The sequence below is a fragment of the Hymenobacter sp. YC55 genome, from assembly GCF_029433095.1.
In the GTDB taxonomy this organism is placed as follows: Bacteria; Bacteroidota; Bacteroidia; order Cytophagales; family Hymenobacteraceae; genus Hymenobacter.
In genome coordinates, this window is the sequence record NZ_JARNTX010000003.1 from 558023 (window position 1) to 576644 (window position 18622).

Annotated in this window: 19 protein-coding genes; 10 read left to right on the forward strand and 9 right to left on the reverse strand. The window is 55.5% G+C overall.

What is annotated here, in order from left to right:
• Position 1: 1 nt before the first annotated feature.
• A complete protein-coding gene (locus P1X16_RS22540) occupies positions 2–1690 on the forward strand; it encodes a DUF5060 domain-containing protein (protein WP_277234024.1) in 1689 nt (562 codons plus the stop codon).
• A gap of 130 nt (positions 1691–1820) precedes the next feature.
• Here P1X16_RS22540 and P1X16_RS22545 read toward each other — a convergent pair whose 3' ends face one another.
• Complete coding sequence (locus P1X16_RS22545) at positions 1821–2261, reverse strand: SRPBCC domain-containing protein (protein ID WP_277234026.1); 441 nt, start codon at positions 2259–2261, stop codon at positions 1821–1823.
• A 299-nt stretch (positions 2262–2560) separates the two neighbouring features.
• On the opposite strand from P1X16_RS22545, the gene P1X16_RS22550 reads away from it, so the two are divergent.
• Positions 2561–3079 (forward strand): GNAT family N-acetyltransferase, encoded by a 519-nt coding sequence (locus P1X16_RS22550; protein ID WP_277234028.1) that lies wholly within the window; start codon positions 2561–2563, stop codon positions 3077–3079.
• Between the two features lie 740 nt (positions 3080–3819).
• Here the strand turns inward: P1X16_RS22550 and P1X16_RS22555 are convergent.
• The 5 genes from P1X16_RS22555 to P1X16_RS22575 all read right to left on the reverse strand — a co-directional run bounded on the left by P1X16_RS22555 (position 3820) and on the right by P1X16_RS22575 (position 7194).
• The gene (locus P1X16_RS22555) at positions 3820–4014 is read right to left on the reverse strand and encodes a hypothetical protein (RefSeq protein ID WP_277234030.1); all 195 of its coding nucleotides are present in this window, start codon (positions 4012–4014) and stop codon (positions 3820–3822) included.
• A 367-nt stretch (positions 4015–4381) separates the two neighbouring features.
• A complete protein-coding gene (locus tag P1X16_RS22560) occupies positions 4382–4843 on the reverse strand; it encodes a hypothetical protein (RefSeq protein ID WP_277234032.1) in 462 nt (153 codons plus the stop codon).
• Between the two features lie 77 nt (positions 4844–4920).
• Positions 4921–5493, reverse strand: coding sequence for a Crp/Fnr family transcriptional regulator (locus tag P1X16_RS22565; protein WP_277234034.1), 573 nt, complete (start codon positions 5491–5493; stop codon positions 4921–4923).
• A gap of 263 nt (positions 5494–5756) precedes the next feature.
• Positions 5757–6320, reverse strand: a complete 564-nt coding sequence (locus tag P1X16_RS22570; protein WP_277234037.1) for a cysteine hydrolase family protein — start codon at positions 6318–6320, stop codon at positions 5757–5759.
• Between the two features lie 298 nt (positions 6321–6618).
• Positions 6619–7194: a DUF308 domain-containing protein gene (locus tag P1X16_RS22575; protein ID WP_277234040.1), complete on the reverse strand. Its 576-nt coding sequence runs from the start codon at positions 7192–7194 to the stop codon at positions 6619–6621.
• 464 nt (positions 7195–7658) lie between these two features.
• Here P1X16_RS22575 and P1X16_RS22580 point away from each other — a divergent pair, with 464 nt between their 5' ends.
• Positions 7659–8267, forward strand: a complete 609-nt coding sequence (locus P1X16_RS22580; protein ID WP_277234042.1) for a Crp/Fnr family transcriptional regulator — start codon at positions 7659–7661, stop codon at positions 8265–8267.
• Between the two features lie 371 nt (positions 8268–8638).
• Here the strand turns inward: P1X16_RS22580 and P1X16_RS22585 are convergent, their stop codons facing one another.
• A complete protein-coding gene (locus P1X16_RS22585; protein ID WP_277234044.1) occupies positions 8639–9046 on the reverse strand; it encodes a carboxypeptidase regulatory-like domain-containing protein in 408 nt (135 codons plus the stop codon).
• A 46-nt stretch (positions 9047–9092) separates the two neighbouring features.
• Positions 9093–9557 (reverse strand): energy transducer TonB, encoded by a 465-nt coding sequence (locus P1X16_RS22590; protein ID WP_277234046.1) that lies wholly within the window; start codon positions 9555–9557, stop codon positions 9093–9095.
• A gap of 447 nt (positions 9558–10004) precedes the next feature.
• Here P1X16_RS22590 and P1X16_RS22595 point away from each other — a divergent pair, with 447 nt between their 5' ends.
• Together P1X16_RS22595 and P1X16_RS22600 are read left to right on the forward strand one after the other, a co-directional pair.
• Positions 10005–10919 (forward strand): response regulator transcription factor, encoded by a 915-nt coding sequence (locus tag P1X16_RS22595; protein WP_277234048.1) that lies wholly within the window; start codon positions 10005–10007, stop codon positions 10917–10919.
• Between the two features lie 343 nt (positions 10920–11262).
• Entirely contained in the window at positions 11263–12042 is a 780-nt protein-coding gene (locus P1X16_RS22600; RefSeq protein WP_277234050.1) for an SDR family oxidoreductase, read from the forward strand.
• 117 nt (positions 12043–12159) lie between these two features.
• Here the strand turns inward: P1X16_RS22600 and P1X16_RS22605 are convergent, their stop codons facing one another.
• Positions 12160–12603 (reverse strand): hypothetical protein, encoded by a 444-nt coding sequence (locus P1X16_RS22605; protein ID WP_277234052.1) that lies wholly within the window; start codon positions 12601–12603, stop codon positions 12160–12162.
• An 88-nt stretch (positions 12604–12691) separates the two neighbouring features.
• Here P1X16_RS22605 and P1X16_RS22610 point away from each other — a divergent pair, with 88 nt between their 5' ends.
• The 5 genes from P1X16_RS22610 to P1X16_RS22630 all read left to right on the forward strand — a co-directional run bounded on the left by P1X16_RS22610 (position 12692) and on the right by P1X16_RS22630 (position 18608).
• Complete coding sequence (locus P1X16_RS22610; RefSeq protein WP_277234054.1) at positions 12692–14752, forward strand: hypothetical protein; 2061 nt, start codon at positions 12692–12694, stop codon at positions 14750–14752.
• A 139-nt stretch (positions 14753–14891) separates the two neighbouring features.
• Positions 14892–15851, forward strand: coding sequence for a hypothetical protein (locus P1X16_RS22615; RefSeq protein WP_277234056.1), 960 nt, complete (start codon positions 14892–14894; stop codon positions 15849–15851).
• Positions 15852–16268: 417 nt separating this feature from the next.
• Entirely contained in the window at positions 16269–16853 is a 585-nt protein-coding gene (locus tag P1X16_RS22620) for a TetR/AcrR family transcriptional regulator (protein WP_277234058.1), read from the forward strand.
• A gap of 95 nt (positions 16854–16948) precedes the next feature.
• Entirely contained in the window at positions 16949–17827 is an 879-nt protein-coding gene (locus P1X16_RS22625; protein WP_277234060.1) for an alpha/beta hydrolase, read from the forward strand.
• Between the two features lie 466 nt (positions 17828–18293).
• Positions 18294–18608 carry a hypothetical protein gene (locus P1X16_RS22630; RefSeq protein ID WP_277234062.1) on the forward strand — a complete coding sequence of 105 codons (315 nt, stop codon included), beginning with the start codon at positions 18294–18296 and terminating at the stop codon, positions 18606–18608.
• The last annotated feature ends 14 nt before the right edge of the window (positions 18609–18622 follow it).

Here is an 18622-nt window from a genome sequence, read left to right on the forward strand (position 1 = left end):
CATGAATACTAGGAAAAGGCACCTGCTCGGGCTGCTGGCACTGCTGGCGGCCCCGGCCGCTTACGCCCAAAACATTCTTACGCAGGCCACGCTCACCACGGCGCCGGTACAGCAGTACGAGAAAGCGGAATGGGACATCACGCTCAATTCAACTTTCCAGAACCCTTACGATCAGCGAGAAATCAGCCTAGATTTGGTGCTGACCGCGCCCAACGGCTTGCCCGTGGTGGTGCCCTGCTACTTCGAGCGCGCCGCCCAACCCACCTCCCACTGGAAAGCGCGGTTTGCCCCGCAGCAGCTAGGCACCTACACCGGCTTTTTCCGGGTTACGCGCAAGGCCGGCACCGAGCAACTGGCCGCAACTCCCTTTACCGTAGCGCCGGGCCGCAAGCCGGGCTTTCTGCACCCCAACGACCTGTACACCTTCCGCTTCGACAACGGGGAGTTGTTCCGGGGCATCGGCGAGAACGTGGCCTGGGAGTCGCGCTCCTTTGAAAACCAGAAGTACACCTACGAGTACCTGCTGCCCACACTGGCGCGGAACGGAGCCAATTTCTTCCGCACCTGGATGTGCTACTGGAACCTGCCGCTGGAGTGGCCGAAAGTCAGTGCCACCAAGCGCTACGCCAACAGTACCGAGTACTTCCACCCCGGCGCCATCAAGCGCATGGATGAGCTGGTGCAGCTCACCGATTCGCTGGGGTTGTACTTCATGCTCACCTTCGACTGGCACGGGCACCTGATGGAGCAGGGCGGCTGGCAAAACAGCGCCTACAACCAGCGCAACGGCGGCCCGGCTCGCACGCCCACCGAGTTTTTCACGCTGCCGGCCGCCCGCGAGAAGTACAAAAACAAGCTGCGCTACATTGTGGCGCGCTGGGGCTACAGCGCCAACATTGCCGCTTGGGAGTTCTTCAACGAAGTCGATAACGCCGCCTTCACCCAGCAAGACAGCGTGCTGATTCCGCACGACGCCATTACGCTCTGGCACGGCGAAATGAGCCGCTACCTCAAGGATATTGACCCCTACCAGCATTTGGTTACCACCAGCATTTCGCACCGCGACATTCTCGGGCTGAACTCGGTAGCTTACTTCGACTTCCACCAGAAGCACATCTACAAACTCACCGAGAAGATTCCGGCCATCTATCCCAGCTACATCCAACCTTTCGGCAAGCCCTACGTGGTAGGCGAGTTCGGCTACCGCTGGGAAGACGCCGACCCCACCTTCAAAGACGGGTTCAAGTACGACTACAAGCGCGGCCTCTGGTACGGCCTGTTTAGCGCCACCCCCATCCTGCCCATGACCTGGTGGTGGGAACTGTTCGACGACCAGCAAATGACGCCCTACTTCAATTCGGTGCGCACCATCAGTGACCGAATGCTGGCCGCCGGCCACGGGCAATTCGAGCCCTTTGCCGTGTCGGCCGGAGCGGTGCAAAGCTTCGGCGTGCGCTGCGGCACCACTTACTTCGTGTATTTGCTTAACAACTCCGGCGCCGCCATTACTACGCCCGTGACCTTGCCGGTAGCCAGCGGCGGCAAGCTAACCGGACAAGCCTTTCAACCTATCACGCAGCACTACCAAAAGCTAAAGGGTTTGCGCCAGCAAAACCACGTAGTAACTCTGCCAGCCCTGACGCTGGCGGCCAAGCAGGAACGAGTGCTTATTCTGGCGGGCAAACGGTGAAAACAGCCTGTAGTTGAAGGCAGGGCGCGGCAACGCGTCCCTTTCTACGCGCCCCAACGTATGCTCACTTACTCGACTAGGCCGGGCACCGGGCAGGCAAGTACCGCTCTTGCCAACCTTAAGCTCTCGCCTACCTGCTAGTTAGATTATCAAGGTTTTTTTCGAGGTAATATTTCAAGTTGCTTCCCAGGATGCGCTGCCAGCCCGCTTCAAACCTGCTCCTGGCGAAATGGGGGTCAGGCGGGAAACTTGCCAAGCCGGAATGAGTGAGTTTCAGCCGGGTCCCAGCTCCTTCGGCCACTAACTCAAAGGTTACTTCCGAGCCACCCGCATAGCCCTTGTACTGCCAACTATGGGCTAGCTTTTTTTCTTTCTCGACTTGCGTTACCCGCCAGTCTTTCTGGTAAGGCGAGTTGTCAGCCACAAATTCAAACGCGAAGCCAACCACCGGCTGAAATTTTTCGAGCTGTGGAAAGTACCACGCTCTCATGTGGTTTTCATGGGTCAAGGCAGCCCAAACTTTTTCAATCGGAGCTTTGTAGCACTGCTCCATGACGAAGGGATTGTCCATTTGTGTTTTGGTTTAGCGTTGGCGCCCGACACCCGCCCCGTGCCGGTGAAGTACGCGCTGACGGACTATGGCCGCTCGTTCAACGAAGCAATTGGCGAGATGGTAGCTTAGGGGGATTGCATCAGGCCTCGTTAAGTGAGTGGTGTGCTAAGATTAAATCAGTTATAGTAGCCTGTTTACTGGCGGTTGGGTGACTACTTACCTCCGCTGGATAGGAAAATGATGGGCAGTTACTATCTTATCGGTTGGCTTTACAGCGAGCAATTGTATTACCCCCAACACGCACGTAGCTAGGAAAAATGACGGGGCAAAATTTCACGCCGTTTCCAATCTTGAAAACCGAAAGGCTGACGTTGAGGCAGCTCAGCAGCAGCGATGACAATGAAATATTTGCTTTGCGCACAAACGACAGCGTTAACAAATATTTAGACCGACAACCAAGCACATCAATTGATGATGCAAGGAATTTCATTGTAGCTATCAATGAAAACGTCCAGAGCAACAAGTCAATTTATTGGGCAATTACGCTTACTGATACCAATAATATGATTGGAACCATCTGCTTATTTAACTTTTCGGAAAATCATTCAAAGGCAGAAATTGGGTATGAACTACTGCCGGACTTTCAAGGGAAAGGAGTAATGCAAGAAGCAATTTCAAGTGTAGTTAACTTCGGGTTTCAACAGGTCGGACTAAAGGCAATCGAAGCTTATACTCGCTTCGACAACCAACGCTCCACTAAAGTTTTAGAGCGTTTAAACTTCAAGAGTACTAGTACTGTCGACGAAAATATCACGCTGTTTACATTAAGCAGCTAGCGTTACGCCTGTTGACGCTCTTACCGCCACTTGTGGCCTTATTGCTGAAAGCCTAAACAAGTAGAGCAATATGTCTACTACGTGATAAGCCGCAACTACACCCGCTCCTGAGCACAGATAGTAAGGTCAGTCAACCTGTCTACCTAGTTAACTGATTAACAATTTATTGGTTCCTCAAATGGCTCTTAGCATGTAGCTGCTTAAAAGCAAAGTCATATTCATAGTAGTATATCCAACTAAGCAGCAACCCATAAGGCAATGCACAGAAACTGTTATCTGTACTGCCTTAAATCTGTTCTTATTTTTTTATCCTGTTTTATGGTAGCAATACATTTCAATTCTACTATCAAAAATACAAAGCCTACTTCTTTATGGGCCTAGCTGGCGTAGGAAGTTGTGAAGGACGGCTTGAGCGACGCAAGCGGCGGTTGAATCTGGCCGTATCTTTCAGTAAGTAAGGATAATTGGATGCCAGCGTTTTCGATGAGTCTCGTTCAGCTGATTTAGCACCCTGTTTTGCGAGGTGAGTTTTCCCTTTCGTTGTAGGAGCCGTTTGGGCATGGACTGGCAGGGCGAAACCTAAGAGCACTGTTGAAATAAAGAAATATAGCTGGTTTTTCATGGCAAGAAGTTGATTGGCAAAAGGTAACTGTACTACTTAACGCCTGCTAGTTTGTCCGAGTTAGCGTTGCCTCTTTCCCGAGACCTCGCTTGGGGTGCAATAGCTTGTTACTGCGTATTTATTCTTCGTAGGTAATGAGCAGCGACAAGATAATCTCGGGGTGCAACGACTCCCCAATCGGCGTTGTTTGGTGTTGCATGGCCAGGATTCGGGCCCGCGGAGTGTCGGCTTGAAATTGCGTCAGCAATTGTCCCCAAGCGTGACCTAGGCTTTCCGGAAAACAGCGCTGCACACGAAAGGCAAATTTGGTCATCGTTCTAGGTTAAGTCTTTTAAAAACAGTGGAAAACCTCTCTCCTTGCTACTGCGGTGGTGTGATGTAAGTACGCTAATCTGCTTGAAAAGAAACGTGGTATGGGGCTGGTACTATTAACTTCTTTCTTGGCCGACCGGCTACCTGCTGTAGCAAGCAGCAGAAACAACCCTATGAAACCAGCAGGACTACTGTTCACTTAAGCAAACTGGCAGCGCCACTGTCATAACGGTCGGTAAGATCTCCTAAACTGAGGGCCTTTGAATACCGAGCGTAAGCCTCAAAACCACTTCTTTCAGTGGTCTGCCATCGCCACGGCAGACCACTGAAAGAAGTGGTTTTGAAGCACTCGTAAACCTTGGTTGTTGCTACTGAAAGCTCGCTTGGCCAGCCATTGGCTGGGTCATCAGCAAGCGCCAGTCAGCTAGGGCAGCTTGGCGAATAGGTTCGGCTACAGTGGCATAAACTGGATTTTCCACCCAACGGCGAAATACTGCCAGGTTGCGGTATTCCACCAAGGCGATGTCGTCCCACAACTCGCCCGCGGGGGCGACCAGGGTTGCCAAGGTCGCGCCGTGAAAGAAGACCTTCGCTTCCTCGGGCGAGTTGTGCGCCAGGAAGGCTTGAATATAGGCCTGGTACGCTTCCTGACCGGAACACGGCGCTTGGGTGGAGTTCGGCCCGAAATCGGCCTGCGCCCGGTAGCGGAGCAGGTTCAGCATCAGCACCGGTTGGTCGGGGGGTAGTGTGCGGGCTACTGCGAGCAGCGCTTCGCGGTTGATGTCGAGAGGCTGAGCGGCAGTTACAGCGGCGGGGTTGGGAGTTGTCATGGCATCAAGAAAAAGTGTCTCGCAAAGGACGCTCTTGGCTTGGCCGCCACCCCTTAAACTAGTTTAAGAACGGGGAGCTAGGAATTCTTTTTGCGCAGCATGCTCAGGAACTCGGGTGTAACGCCCAAGTAGGCGGCAATGTGCTTTTGAGCCACGCGCTGGTGCAGCCGGGGGTGCTGGTGCTGAAAGCGCGCGAAGCGTACCTCGGCCGTGAGCTTGAGCAAGGCTTCGATGCGGCGCTGCAAGTGCTGAAAGCCGTTTTGACTCAGGATCCGGAAGAAGCGCTCGAACTTGGGCACCTGCTGGCAGAGAGCTTCCATGTGCTCCAGGCTCAGGTGTAGCACCTGCGTGGGTTCCAGGGCTTGCAAGCTGAGCGTGGCCGGGGTGCCGTGAAAGAAAGCCGTGCTATCCATGCACCACCAGCCTTCGGTGGCAAAAGCCAGGATGTGCTCTTTACCCCGGGCATCGGTGGCATAGGTGCGCACGCAGCCCTGCACGACAAAGGTGAGGTAAGGCGCCCGCTGGCCAGCTTGCAGCACGAAGCCGTAGCGGGGCACGTGTTGGGGCACGAGTAGAGCGGTAAAGTAGGCTTCCTCGTCGGGGGTGAGCGTGATGTGGCGGGCGACGTTGGCCAGGATGTCGGGGTACATAGCAAAAGCTAAACAAGCGCGTCATTCAGGGGTTCTCGACTAGGCTTCCGTCCTGAGGCATAGGCATAAGAGGACGCCCGCGGGCTTGGGCACCCAAACAAGCGCCCCTTCACCCAAGCGGCAACAAGGTCTTACAAGCTAATTTAAGGTGCTTGCAAGCTTGCGCGCCTACTTTAGCGGCTAAGGAAATGCACCCCGGCGTATTTGGAGCGACGCTCGGCTGTTAAACTCGCCTTTGCGTTACGTTCATGCGCAGGCACACCCTAAGCAGATACCTTTTCCAGCAGTTGGTCGGTGGTTAGCACCGTTGCAAACTCGCCGTGCAGACTAGCCAATGCCACTTCGTGCACTTGCTGAGCGGGGTAGCGTTGGCCATCGAAGCCCGTTTTATCGAACGCAGCCGTGGCATCGGCAACGAGGTAGGTTTCAAAGCCGTAGTTGCCCGCCATGCGGGTGGTCGTGGACACGCAGTGGTCGGTCGTCAAACCAGCTATAACCAAGGACCGGATTTGGTTTTCAGTTAAGTGGTCTTGCAAGCTGGTGCCGATAAAGGCGCTATTAACCGTTTTGCCGAAAACCAACTCTCCTGCTAGCGGCCTGACTTCCTCCTTGAATTCATTGCCGACTTGCCCGGCCCGAAGAAGAGAGGTTGGCAGCGCCGAGTTGTGTTGAACGTGAACGACGGGCCACCCCTGGGTTCGCCAGTGAGCTAGCAGCCGGGCGGCATTCGCTTCCGCCTGCGGGTTGTTGCGGCCACCTCCCCAGTAGGCGTGGTCATCGAATCCTTTCTGAATATCAATCAGCAAAAGAGCGGGGATTTCTTGCATGAAAAGAGAATAATGTGGTTACGCAAGCAGGGACTAGGCTCCTTTCCCGAGAGCAGTACCCTATTTCTGTTTTGAAGGCGCTCCTGAAAGGAAGGAGTTTCTGTTTGAAAGCAAGTTCCGAAGTCTTTACAGCTATTCATAGCCGAGGGCGGCATTCGGCCATGTATTCAGCGCTTGCAAACCGAGAAAAGCTACGTTTTCCAGCCACTCCGTCTGCTTGAGCAGGGGCACTGCTATTGCTGCAGGTTCACTTACCCGGCCGCTCTATACAATTCAATAACTTCTACTGCTTTCTTCTTTATTCGGTGGGATAGGCCGCTTTGCGCAGGCGTAAGGCAGCCAGCAGGAAGTAAAATGCCCCAACCGCCGAGTAAGCGGCTACGTTGGTTACTCCCTTGGAAGGGTCGTGGGCTTGAAGTACAAACAACACCCCGGCCAGCATCGACTGCCCACCGCTGAGTATCATCGGCCACTGCCCACCCAGCTGGCGCCGCCGACGCAGGCCAAGCAGCAGTTGAATTAGGCCGGTTAGCACGGCCCAGACCCCGAAAACGATGAGCACCGCCGGAATGCCCTGGCGCAACGCTATGCCCACGGCCACCGTCGTGAGGCTGCCAATTGCTATGTTCACGTATTGCGGAAGCAGCGTACCCCCGGTGCCGCGGTTGGCCCGGATGTCGCCGAAGGTAGCCAGCACGTCCCAGGCTGGGTAAAGCAGCAGTAAAGCGGCCGTGAGCGAGGGTGAGGATTTAACGAACACAAACACAAGGCTAACCCAAACCACGGAGAAAGCGGCCCGCACGAAGTACAACGTGCGCAGGGCATGGGCGGTCTGAACGGGAGCTGGAGCGGGCGAGGTTACGGAAATGGGCATGGCTTACAGTTGCTTGGTAAAACGGGTTGGAAAAGGGTATCAGCAGCGGCACTTAGTAGGCAGCTCCACACCGAAGGCCGCTGCTGCGTCGGGTGAAGAGCAGGATTTTGGGGCAAAGCCGCCTAGGTAGTTTCACTGTTGTTTGCTAGCGGCAAGGGCCCCTTGGGCCGCATGGTGGCCACCGGGTTTTAACTGAGTAGCAGACATGAGCTTCGTTGAGGCTAGGCGCTAAGACAAAGGTCACGCCCTCCCACATCCTGTTTTTTCACCTAGGTTAAAAAGTGGCAGCCAATACGTTTCTTACTTCACGCACCGGATTATCCGGCTGCTTAACCGCCCCGCCAGAAAAGTTAGTGCCTTGTTGGTGCAGCGGGGAATTACGAGCTCAAGGCGACAGTCCCGCCCGCTCAACGCGAAATAGTGAGGTGCTACAGTGGGCGCTTTCCTGTTTAACTTGCTGTTGTATGGTTTCATCTCCCGACGTCTCCCCTCGCCACCAGCTCAAGCAGCAGCTGCAAGCTTTCGCCCACCTTTCCGACGAGGACCTGCGCCTAGCCGAAGACCACTGGACGCTGCGCTCCATTCCGCGCCACGAGTTTTTCAACTTCCGCAACTCCGTGTGCCAGTACATCGGCTTCATCGTAAGCGGCCTGTTCCGCGTCTACTACGTCGACCCGGCCACGGATATGGAGCACAACGTCGCGTTTGTGCCCGAGGGCACGTTTCTCACCTCCCTCAAAAGCCTGGTTACCCAGGAAGCGTGCCCCTACTATATTGCCGCGCTGGAAGATGCCGACCTGCTGGTAATCAGTGTCGGGCAGTTGCACAAGCTCTACGAGCAGTCGCACGGCTGGGAACGGTTTGGCCGCCTGTTGGCCGAGCAGTACCTGGTACTGCACCAAGCCAAGGCCGAAGCCATGCTTTTCCAGACGGCGGAACAGCGTTACTTGGCGCTCCTGGCGCAGTTTCCGGGCGTAACCAACCGGGTTTCCTTGGGGCATATTGCCTCGTATCTAGGGATTAAGGGGCCTTCACTGAGCCGCATTCGCGCGCAATTAGGAAAATCTGCCTGAGCGACAGAAACCGAGCTATTGCCTCCTTCTGGGTAGCATGCTATGAAAATGTTGTTGGCATATCTTCCCCCACGGCACAGCTTCCGCGTCAGCGCCTAAAGGCCCACGACCTTCCTGGTGGCAGGTTACTGAACCCTGCTGGCGCTGGGTGAGCACCGTGCTGATGACACTGATTTTCACTTTTGCGGTGCACGAACTGGGCGCATGGTGGAAAAGACTGCTGTTGGAGTTCCTGACTACGGCCGGCCACTGGCATATCAACGTGGCCATTCGCTTCGCGCCGGCTATGCTTTACGAGAGGGGGTATTACTTTCTGGGCTGGCGCCGGGATGTTATCCAAACCGCGCTGCTGGCAAAAGCAACGGCCGTTTTCACTCGCTGCTGTCTCCCCGGCTTACTGCGGCAGCACCAGGTCGCCGCGCGCGCAAAGGCGGCCGCGTAGAGTGCAGCCGCACCTGTAGCGGCAGGCGGGTGGTATCACGCAAGGCCACTTCTACGGCCAGAAAGGTGGGCGCTTCGAAGCGCAGCCGGGCGGCGCCCGGGGGCAGGTCCGGGAGCAGAAACTGGCCCTCGGCATTGGTACTGGTGCTGAAAGTAGTGCCCGGCACCCAGACGCTGACCCCGGCTAAGGGTTGCCCGGTAGCCGTAACCACTTGCCCCCACCAGCGCGTTCTTGGGGGCGCGGATTGCGCGTGGCTTGGCCAGGAAAGCAACACGCATAGCCAAGTGAGCAGCAGCTTGCTTATAAAGGATTGCAGGGCGAAAGCACGAAAAAGCATAATGGATATTTCCTGAAAGAGGTAGTGGCAACGGGCCAGGCCAGCCTCAGTCGACTAGTTTAAAGACGATAGGTAAAGTGTAGGCCACGCGTACGGGACGGCCGTTGATGCGACCCGGCGTCCACCAGGGCATAATTCGGACTAGGCGCAGTGCTTCCTCATCTAACCCGGCCCCGAGGCCGCGGACCACTTGCGGGTCCAGTAAGCGGCCTTCCTCGTCCACAACGAATTGGACATGCACTTTGCCTTCAATGGCGTTGTGCGCTGCTTCTTTGGGGTACACCACCTTTTGCTTCAGAAATGCCAGTAAGGCCCCACTGCCGCCCGCAAAAGCCGGCATCGTATCGGCCGTGTGGTAGACTTGGGGTGCCCCAGTAGGCGTCGCGTTGGCAGTACTTCCTTCAGGGGCCGTAAGCGCAACGGGCGTGGCAACCATTCCCGCCATTGATTGGCTTAGCGCCGCCGGAGCGAGCAACACCAATCCAAACACACAAAAAGAAATATAACGCATGCGAGATTCTATAACTTAAGTAAGCAAATCTATCGGCTACCCTCTTGACTCTGAAGCAAATGACATTGTCATATTGTTGTGTTTGTGTGAAGTCGTGCCGTGATAAGCACACCACACTTATGCTGATATACTCTTAGCTGTCAAACACTTGCTTGAAACATTGGTGTTGAGTCAGAACCGGTACAACGAAGAGTTCTGCCGCCGGCTGGCGCAACGGCCGCTTCTTGCTACTAGTTGGGGCTGTGGCCGACTGGTAGCGCGTGCCGCAGATAGTGGATTTGGTTACAAAAAACCTGCTTAAAGTTAACTGTGCTGTTACGCCTCCCCAGACCTTTGCAACACCTTCTTATGCTGCTGCAAACACAGTGCTTGTGCGTTATCACTTAGGCGTAGCATTCACCACAGAAGCTAACCCGCCCGAGTTGCGGGTGCCTACTTACATCAACCATGGCCAAGCCCTATATCATCGCGTCCATCTCCGAGTTGCACCGACTGCTGGAAATCGGCAAGCCCGAGCATCCCTTGGTGAGCGTCATCGACTTCTCGCACATCACCTGCTTTTCCGACGAGAAGCTGCGGAGCGTGGTCTACCACTTTTACTGCATCGCCCTGAAAAAGAATTTTCAGGGAAAAATGCGGTACGGGCAGAACTCGTATGATTTCGACGAAGGGGTGATGACCTTTTTTGCCCCCGGTCAGGTGGTTACCACCGACATTGTCGACGGCTTGCACCTGACGGGTTGGTGGCTGGTGGTGCACCCGGACTTTATTGCCAGCTCAACTTTAGCTAAGAAAATCAAGGAGTACGATTTCTTCTCTTACGCCGTCAACGAGGCGCTGCACCTGTCGGAAAAAGAAGAAGGGGTCGTGGACTTTATCATCCAGACGCTGCAGCAGGAGTACCGCGCCGGCATCGACTCCTTCAGCCACACCATCATCCTCTCGCACATCCAACTGCTGCTGGATTACTGCCAGCGGTTTTACAATCGGCAATTCCTGACGCGCCGGGTGGTGCACCACACGCTGCTGGAGAAGCTGGAGGCCTTGCTGACCTCGTATCTGGGCAGCGAGCAGTTAAGTGAAGTCGGCCCGCCCACAGTTCTCTACCTAGCCGAGCAGTTGGCCATGTCGCCCAACTACTTAAGCAGTTTGCTGAAAAGCTTGACCGGCCAGAACGCGCAGCAACACATTCACCAGCACTTGCTGGAAAAAGCGAAAACCGTACTGACAACCAGCGAGTTGAGCGTAAGTGAAATTGCTTTTTTGCTCGGCTTCCATCACCCGCAGTCGTTCACCCGCCTGTTCAAAACGAAAACCAGTCTCTCGCCGCTGGATTACCGCAAAGCTTATCGTCTAAACTAAGTTGTAGGCCTTACACGCTAAGAGGCTGGCTAGAAAAGCAACCCGTTGAGGGCTGAGGCCTGGCTTGTGCATCCAGCAAGCCCCGACCAAGGTGTTGAATGCCATGCGCTTGAAGTTAAGGCTAGGGGCGGCGCGCTTTCAAGCGCATGATGCAGTACGCCAGTCAGCCTAGGGCCCGCATCCTACCTACTTCAGTGCTTTTTCTTAACGCAAACGAAGGCAACGCCTACCGCGCCGCGGGCCTCGGACTGCCCTCTAATCAACAAGTAGCAAACAATTAGTGCACTGCGCCGCGGCAGACAACTCTTGAGTACCCATAGTCTTTTCATACAGAATTAAACGCATGTCAACTACCTCGCAGAAAGTAGCCATTGTTACGGGCGGTGCCACGGGCATCGGCCGGGCCATTGCCCAAGCCTTAGTCGCCAACAACGTGGCCGTCGTTATTGCCGGCCGCGACCAGCAGCGCGGCGCCGCCGCCGCCGCTGAGCTAGGCGCCAACACTTTGTTTGTGCCCACCGACGTTAGCCAGGAAGGCGACGTGCAGCAACTAATCGCCACCACCGTGGACCGCTACGGCCGTCTGGACTACCTCATCAATAATGCGGGCGTGGAAGCCGGCATGGGGGGCTTCGAGGGCACCGAAGCCGCCCTGATTGACAGCGTGCTGGCCGTCAACGTGAAGGGCGTGTTCCTGGCCATCAAGCACGCCGCCCCGGTAATGGCGCGCCAGCAGAGTGGCACCATCATCAACCTGGCTTCCTTTGTGGGCACCACCAACCCCATTCCGCAGGCTGCCATCTACGGGGCCAGCAAGGCCGCGGTGCTCAGCCTCACGCAAGCCGCGGCGGCGGGCTACGCCGACCAGAACCTACGCGTGTACGCCGTCTGTCCCTGGATGACCGACACGCCCATGGCTGACCGGCAGACCAACAGCGACCCAGCGGCCAAGGCGCAGTACGCGGCAGCCATCAACCCTAGCAAGCAGCTAGCCACCCCCGAAGACCTGGCCCGCGCCACAATTGACCTCTTGGAAGGCCGCACCGAACTGCCCAACGGCGAGGCCGTGCTGGTAGACCACGGCAGCGCCCTGAACCGGATAACGCCCATGACCGTGGCGTAAAGTCCTGAGCAAATGCCGCGGCCGCGCTCATCCGGCAAAAGTTGAGCCGGCTCGACGTGCTAGTCAACAACGCGGCCACCGCTCACGCAGGTAAGCCCGGCCGCTCCTACCAAGAAATCAGATAGCACAGCCGGGCGAGCGGCGCTCGACGAGGTACGGGCCGTCTTCGAAACCAACGTGTTCGGGGTTATTGCCGTTACGCTGCCTTTGGCCATCGAGCTGAAGTAAATCAACATCAAGGTCAATGTGGCCAGTCCGGGCTACACGAAAATGGCGACGAGTAATTGCCAGGGAACTGCTACGGCCGAGCAAGGAACGCAGGACACGGTGCGGATGGTCCTTGATGTAGTCGGGCCAACGGGCACCTGCACCGGACCGGGGGCACGCTTCCCTAGTAGCCGGTGCCGAGGCATTACAACCGGTGCCACCGATTAAACGCGCGGCCTCCTCCGGGGCGCCTACCCTATCCAAGTGAAAAAAGCCCCGCTCGGCTAGCTGCCGGCGGGGCTTTTTTGCGGGGTACGAGTTGCTTCTCCCACCCGGATGGCGTACGGCAATCAACTGGGCAACTACCTGCTTGCAAGCAGTTCTCGCCCACTTTTAGCATACCCTCTAGTATCTTGAGGCGACACTTGGAATCCCGTAACCTATGGCGTTAGCTTCTTTAAAGCATTGGCTGAGCGCGCAAGCCTCGCTGGTAGTACTATTCGTGTTGATTACCGGTGGCGTCACGCCCACGCAAGCGCAAGACTTTCAGCACCAGCAGGAGTTATTCTGGCACCCGAATACGGACAATAGCATCACCTGGGATCTGACCCGGGAAACAAGGCTGCCCCATGATGATAACATCGAACTGTCGGGCACGCAGATTTCCGGCATTATCCGCTACGAAGTCAACAAGGCCAAGCAACTGAAAATCACCCGCGACATTATCTTTCCGCAACTGCGCAAGTACACCAAAGCCAACGAGTCGCTGTACCGCGCTTACCTGCGCAACGACTACACCGATGACCTCTTGCCCGTTGTCACCCTGGCCGACAAAAAGTACGAAGCCGGCGTGCTGGATTCCGTCAACATAAACGGCAAACTTTCCTTTTACTTCAAGGAAAGAGACGGCCTGACCCTGGTCCGCTCCTTCTTTCCCTCGATGACCGACCGGTGTCTGGTTGAAAAGTGGACCTTGCGTAACACCAGCAAGAAACCCTGTACGCTAGGAATTGGGGCCACCGAACTTAAACAAGTCGAGGTGGGGTGGCACGGCACGTACCACCGGCGCATCTTCACCGATGCCCAGCGACAAGTCACCTTGCCCCCAGGAGCGCACTATACATTCGGGATTTACTTTCTGGCAACAATAAACGACGAACCCGAACCAGCCGTTTCCGTGGCCGCAATTGAACAAAGCCGCGATACGTTTCTTGATAGTATGGCCGCTAATCTGCAGCTGCACTCGCCTGACCGGGTTATCAATACCTTGTTCTACTTCTCTAAGATCCGGGCCGCGGAAAGCATATTCCGCTCTAGATACGGGCTGGTTCACTCCCCGGGTGGCGGCAACTATTACGTAGGAATCTGGGCCAATGACCAGGCAGAATACAGCGGCCCCTTCTTTCCTTATCTGGGGTATCAGGCCGGCCAGCAGGCGGCCATGAACGCCTACCGCATCTTTCAGCGCAACCTGCCCAAAGACGGCGGAAAAATATGGGCCTCTTTTGAAATGGACGTCACCTTTCCCTTCGGGGAGCGAGACCGGGGCGATGCCGCCATGATTGCCTTCGGCGCCACGCACTTTCTGCTCGCTTCGGGCGACCTGAAAAAAAGCGAAGAGTTATGGCCCTTGCTTGCGTGGTGTTTGGAGTACTGCCGTAAACGCACCACGTCGGCGGGCGTCGTAGCCTCGGAAAGTGATGAGTTGGAAGGGCGTTTTCCGGCGGGCTCTGCCAATCTGGCCACCTCCTCCTTGTACTACGGGGCCTTGATCCAAGCGGCCCGGTTAGCGAAAGCCATGCACAAGCCAGCTGCCCTTAGCGCCACTTACCAGCAGCGGGCGAAGCTACTAGCCCAGGCGATTGAGCGGTATTTCGGAGCCGAGATGGAAGGCTTGCCTACGTACAAGTACTACAAGGAGAATACCACGCTCAGAAGCTGGATCTGCCTGCCTTTGGTAGTTAACCTAACCCAGCGCAAAGACGGCACGCTGGAGGCCTTATTCGATAAGTTGTGGTCGGCGAACGGCGTTTTGACCGAGCGTAAACCAGATACCAGCGCCCCCGCCGTATTCTGGGACCGGGGCAGCCTCTATGCGTTTCGCGGCGCGTTTAAAGCGGGCGCGGCCGATCGGGCCTTAGACCGCTTAACTTCCTATTCTACCACGCGGCTAACCGGGTTTCGGGTACCCTACGCCGTGGAAGCCTGGCCGGAGAATGGCATGGCGCACCTTTCCGCCGAAAGCGCCTTGTATTGCAGGATATTCACCGAGGGTATCCTAGGCCTCGAACCAACCGGGTTCAACTCCTTCACCTTGCGCCCTAACTTGCCAGCCAAGTGGAACTATCTAGATATCAACAATATCCAGGCATTCAACACAACCTTCGCCGTTAACCTGCGCCGGAACAAGAATAAGCTCGAATTACAGGTTGTTCAGAAGGGCAAGGTAATAGTGCAGCGGACGTTGCAAAGCAATAATACGGTTGAAGTCAGGTTAAGATAAGCGTCGATTTACGAGGCACCGGGCCTACTAGCTTACTTGCCATAAATTGGCAATACAAAACGCCTGAGTGCAGCATAAGCCGCATGAGGCAAAACAATAAGGGCTAATAAGCCTGCTTCTAAGAATCGGTCATTCAGCTATGATAGTGCTTCGACAACTTCTCCTGCTCCTGCTAGTCCTCACCCTGAGTAATGGTGCGCGGGCTCAAACTACCAGCCCGTCAAAACAGCCGGACTTTCCGTTTGACTCCACCACGTCGCTGGCCGCCAGGGTGCATCCGCCTACTGCCACGGTGTTACAGCTGTTTCGGGATGCTGGCATGGCCCCAACCGAGCACTCCTTGACCGCAGCCGAACAAAGCAAGGTAGCGGCGGCTTTCGCGGCTTTACCCCCCTTGCATCAACGCATTCTTGGAAGCCACTTGCGCAGTATCAGCTTTCTGGACAACATGCCCAATACCGCTTTAACTTCCACCGTCAATCCGGGCGAGGCGCATCAGTTGTTTGACATAAGCTTTAGGGCCGAAATCCTGAGCCAGGATGTTTCCGAGTGGCTAACCTGGAAAGAAGCCACTTGCTTTGATACCACCCAATCCTCGTTAAGAGTAGCCATTCAGGCCGGCCACTTAAATGCCTTCCTGTACGTGTTGTTGCACGAGGCAACCCATGTAGTCGATGGCGCACTGGGCATAACCCCCAACAGCGCGCTTCCCGCAGGCGCCTTTTTGATTGATTCTCTCGCCACAAACTTTGTAAAGGGTAGTTGGGCTGGTCATAGTACGGTCGCAGCTGCTTACAAAAGCTCGTTGCTCGACGGCATTGCCTTTCGGCGAGGGGGCCAGCTACTATCCGTTACAAAAGCTAAGGAGGCGTATCGAGCCCTCGAGAAAACACCCTTTGTTTCTCTTTACGGACGCAACAGTTGGAATGAAGACCTAGCCGAATACTTAACGGTTTACCATTTCACCCAGAAGCTGAAACAGCCATTTACCATCACGATTCGGGACGGAAACCAGAATGTGTATGCGTATCAGCCAATGAAGTCGAGGTTGGTCAGTAGGCGATTCAAATACATGAGCCAGTTTTACCGCACTAGTTGATTGCTTTAAAATCAAGATTAGCTAGGTGACGGCTACGAGAGTGCGGGCACCTATCAGTGGCTCAACGGGGATATACTTTATCTTATAGCTGCCACTTATTGGGTAGCACAACGTTCACTTAAACGACTCCATGGGGCAGGTAGAGTTGTTATTTTATTAGTTCGATGATTAACTATTCAGTTACAAATTTGTCCCGAAAAACGCTCTAATACTGGGGCGGACATAACACAACCACTAGGCCGGACCCACCACTGCTAAGTTCCACCTACGCCGTCCACGGGCAATATTGGAACCGGTTTGCAGGCGCGACTAGTGGAATGCGAAGATTTCGTAAATGAACCCTGTTGGTGCAAATTAAAATGCGTTGATTACATTTGTACCAAACAGTACAATAGATACTCTCGGCTCTGCATAGCTATGACCGGAAGACCGAAGGCATTTGATGAGCACGAGGTTATTGACCGGGCGCAACGCGTTTTCTGGCGGCGTGGGTATACTGCCGCTTCCACGGAGGAACTACTGGCCGCCATGGGCATTGGCAAGGGCAGCTTCTACCTGGCTTTTCCGGGCGGCAAAAAAGAGTTGTTTGAAAAATCAATACAGCAGTTCCATCGGGAGAGTTTTCGCCAACTAGAAGAGCTTGTGATGGCAAGCGCGCAGCCCGTAGAGGTGATAAAGGATTACTTCAGAGCAATTGCTACCGCCGCTCCGGAAGCCCACGAAAGGGGTTGTTACCTGGCTAATTCAGTGATGGAAATGTCCTCGCTTGATCTACCATTGCAAAAGGCCGCCGGCCTACTCCTAAAACAGTTAGAGTCCTTATTTTTTACCGTTATTCAGCAAGCCAAGGCCAGTGGCCAGCTTACTAGCCCAATTGACGCGCGGCTGCTGGCCCAGCACCTGCTTACTCTTTGGAACGGGTTGAGCATAACCCGCCGCCTCTACCCGGATAATGCCCAGCTGCGTCAATTGGTTGACTTGCAGCTAACGGTATTGACGTAATTTTTTTACTCTCTTCTGTACCAAATGGTACAGAATGGAACTTTGAATCCGTGGTGTTCTGCCACGCTTTGCACCCAATTTTTACTTTCTCAAGCATGAACCCCCAAAACCGCATTCAGTACCGCACGGTGGCTGTGAATGGCCTTGATATCTTTTACCGCGAGGCGGGTCCGGCCGAGGCGCCGGTCTTGCTGCTCTTGCACGGCTTCCCAACCTCTTCGCACATGTTTCGCAACCTGATACCCCTACTGGCTGATCGCTACCGGGTGGTTGCGCCCGACCTGCCAGGCTTTGGCTTCACTACCTCGCCCCCAACGACAGCGTTTGCCTACACCTTCGATCACCTGGCCGAGGTCATTGACCGCTTTACGCAGGTGCTGGGGCTGGCCCGGTACGCGCTTTACGTGTTCGACTATGGGGCGCCCGTGGGCTTCCGTCTGGCCCTAGCCCACCCCGAACGGGTCACAGCCCTGATCACCCAGAACGGCAATGCCTACGAAGAAGGCCTCAGTGGCGAATGGGCAGCAGCCATCGCCTACTGGCAGCACCCCACCCCCGAAAACCGGGCTGTCCTACGCGAAATGCACACCTGGGACTTCATTCAGCTTCAGTACCGGCACGGCACCCCCGACCCCACGCAGGTGGCGCCCGAGGCCCCAGTGTTGGACTTCTGGGGCCTAAGCCGCGCCGGCTACGACGAAATGCAGCTTGACCTTATCCTAGATTACCGCACCAACGTGGCGCTGTATCCGCGCTTTCAAGAATATTTTCGGTCCCAGCGCCCCCCAACGCTGGCCGTATGGGGCGAAAACGACCCCTATTTTCTACCCGCCGGCGCGCACGCCTACCGCCGCGACAACCCCGCCGCGCAGGTGCACCTGCTGCCGACTGGACACTTTGCCCTCGAAACGCACGTGGCCGAAATTGCGAGCCTCATCCGTGCTTTTCTACTGCCGGTGTTGGGAGAAGGGTAGCGCTTGTTTGATCTGGCTGCCACGCTAGTCAATCCCTTAGAATCCATAGCTGCCAGCATCAACCTTGCGCGTGCACGTCCCGATGCATAGGATTGGTGCCTGCGCGACAGAAAGTGGTCATGCCAACTCCACGTGTCACCAACCTACTTGAGTGATTTGCTTCGCTCCCGCACCGGCTTCAACGCCTAGCAGGCACGCGTAGCGCGGGCCAAGGAGCCACTCGGCACCACCGCGCTGCGCATGACGAAATTGCCTTTTTACTAGGCTATACGCACTCATAGCCCTTCAGTATAGTGTTAAGTAACACAAGTTCTAGTAGTCGTCCGTTCTCATCGTGCCTGAATCAAGCAAGACTTGGCTACGGCCTTCTATATGGAAGCTTATCAAGTAGCTTTGCTCTTCACCTCGCCAGGCTCGGAGTACGTCTACTGGTCGTTTTTCCAGCAAGTGGCAACTTTTCAACCTCATGCAGCAGCTTCGGCAGCATATTGCCCGCGTAGTACCCCTGACGGAAGAGGAGTTTGCCGTGGTACTCCGGCGGTTTAGTTGCCAGCAGTTCAAGAGGCACCACTTGTTAGTGCAAGTAGGCCAGCCAGTCAAATACAATTATTTCGTAGTAGAGGGGCTGTTGAAATTGATGTATACCGACGAGGCGGGCAAGCAGCACTCCGTTTCGCCAGAGAATACTGGTCCTGAACTTTTCGGTACCGGCCGTGCCGACGACCGGATTATCCAGTACATATTTCATGAATGCCAGTCCTTGCTCCATACCTCGGCATAGGCTTCCGGATGGCG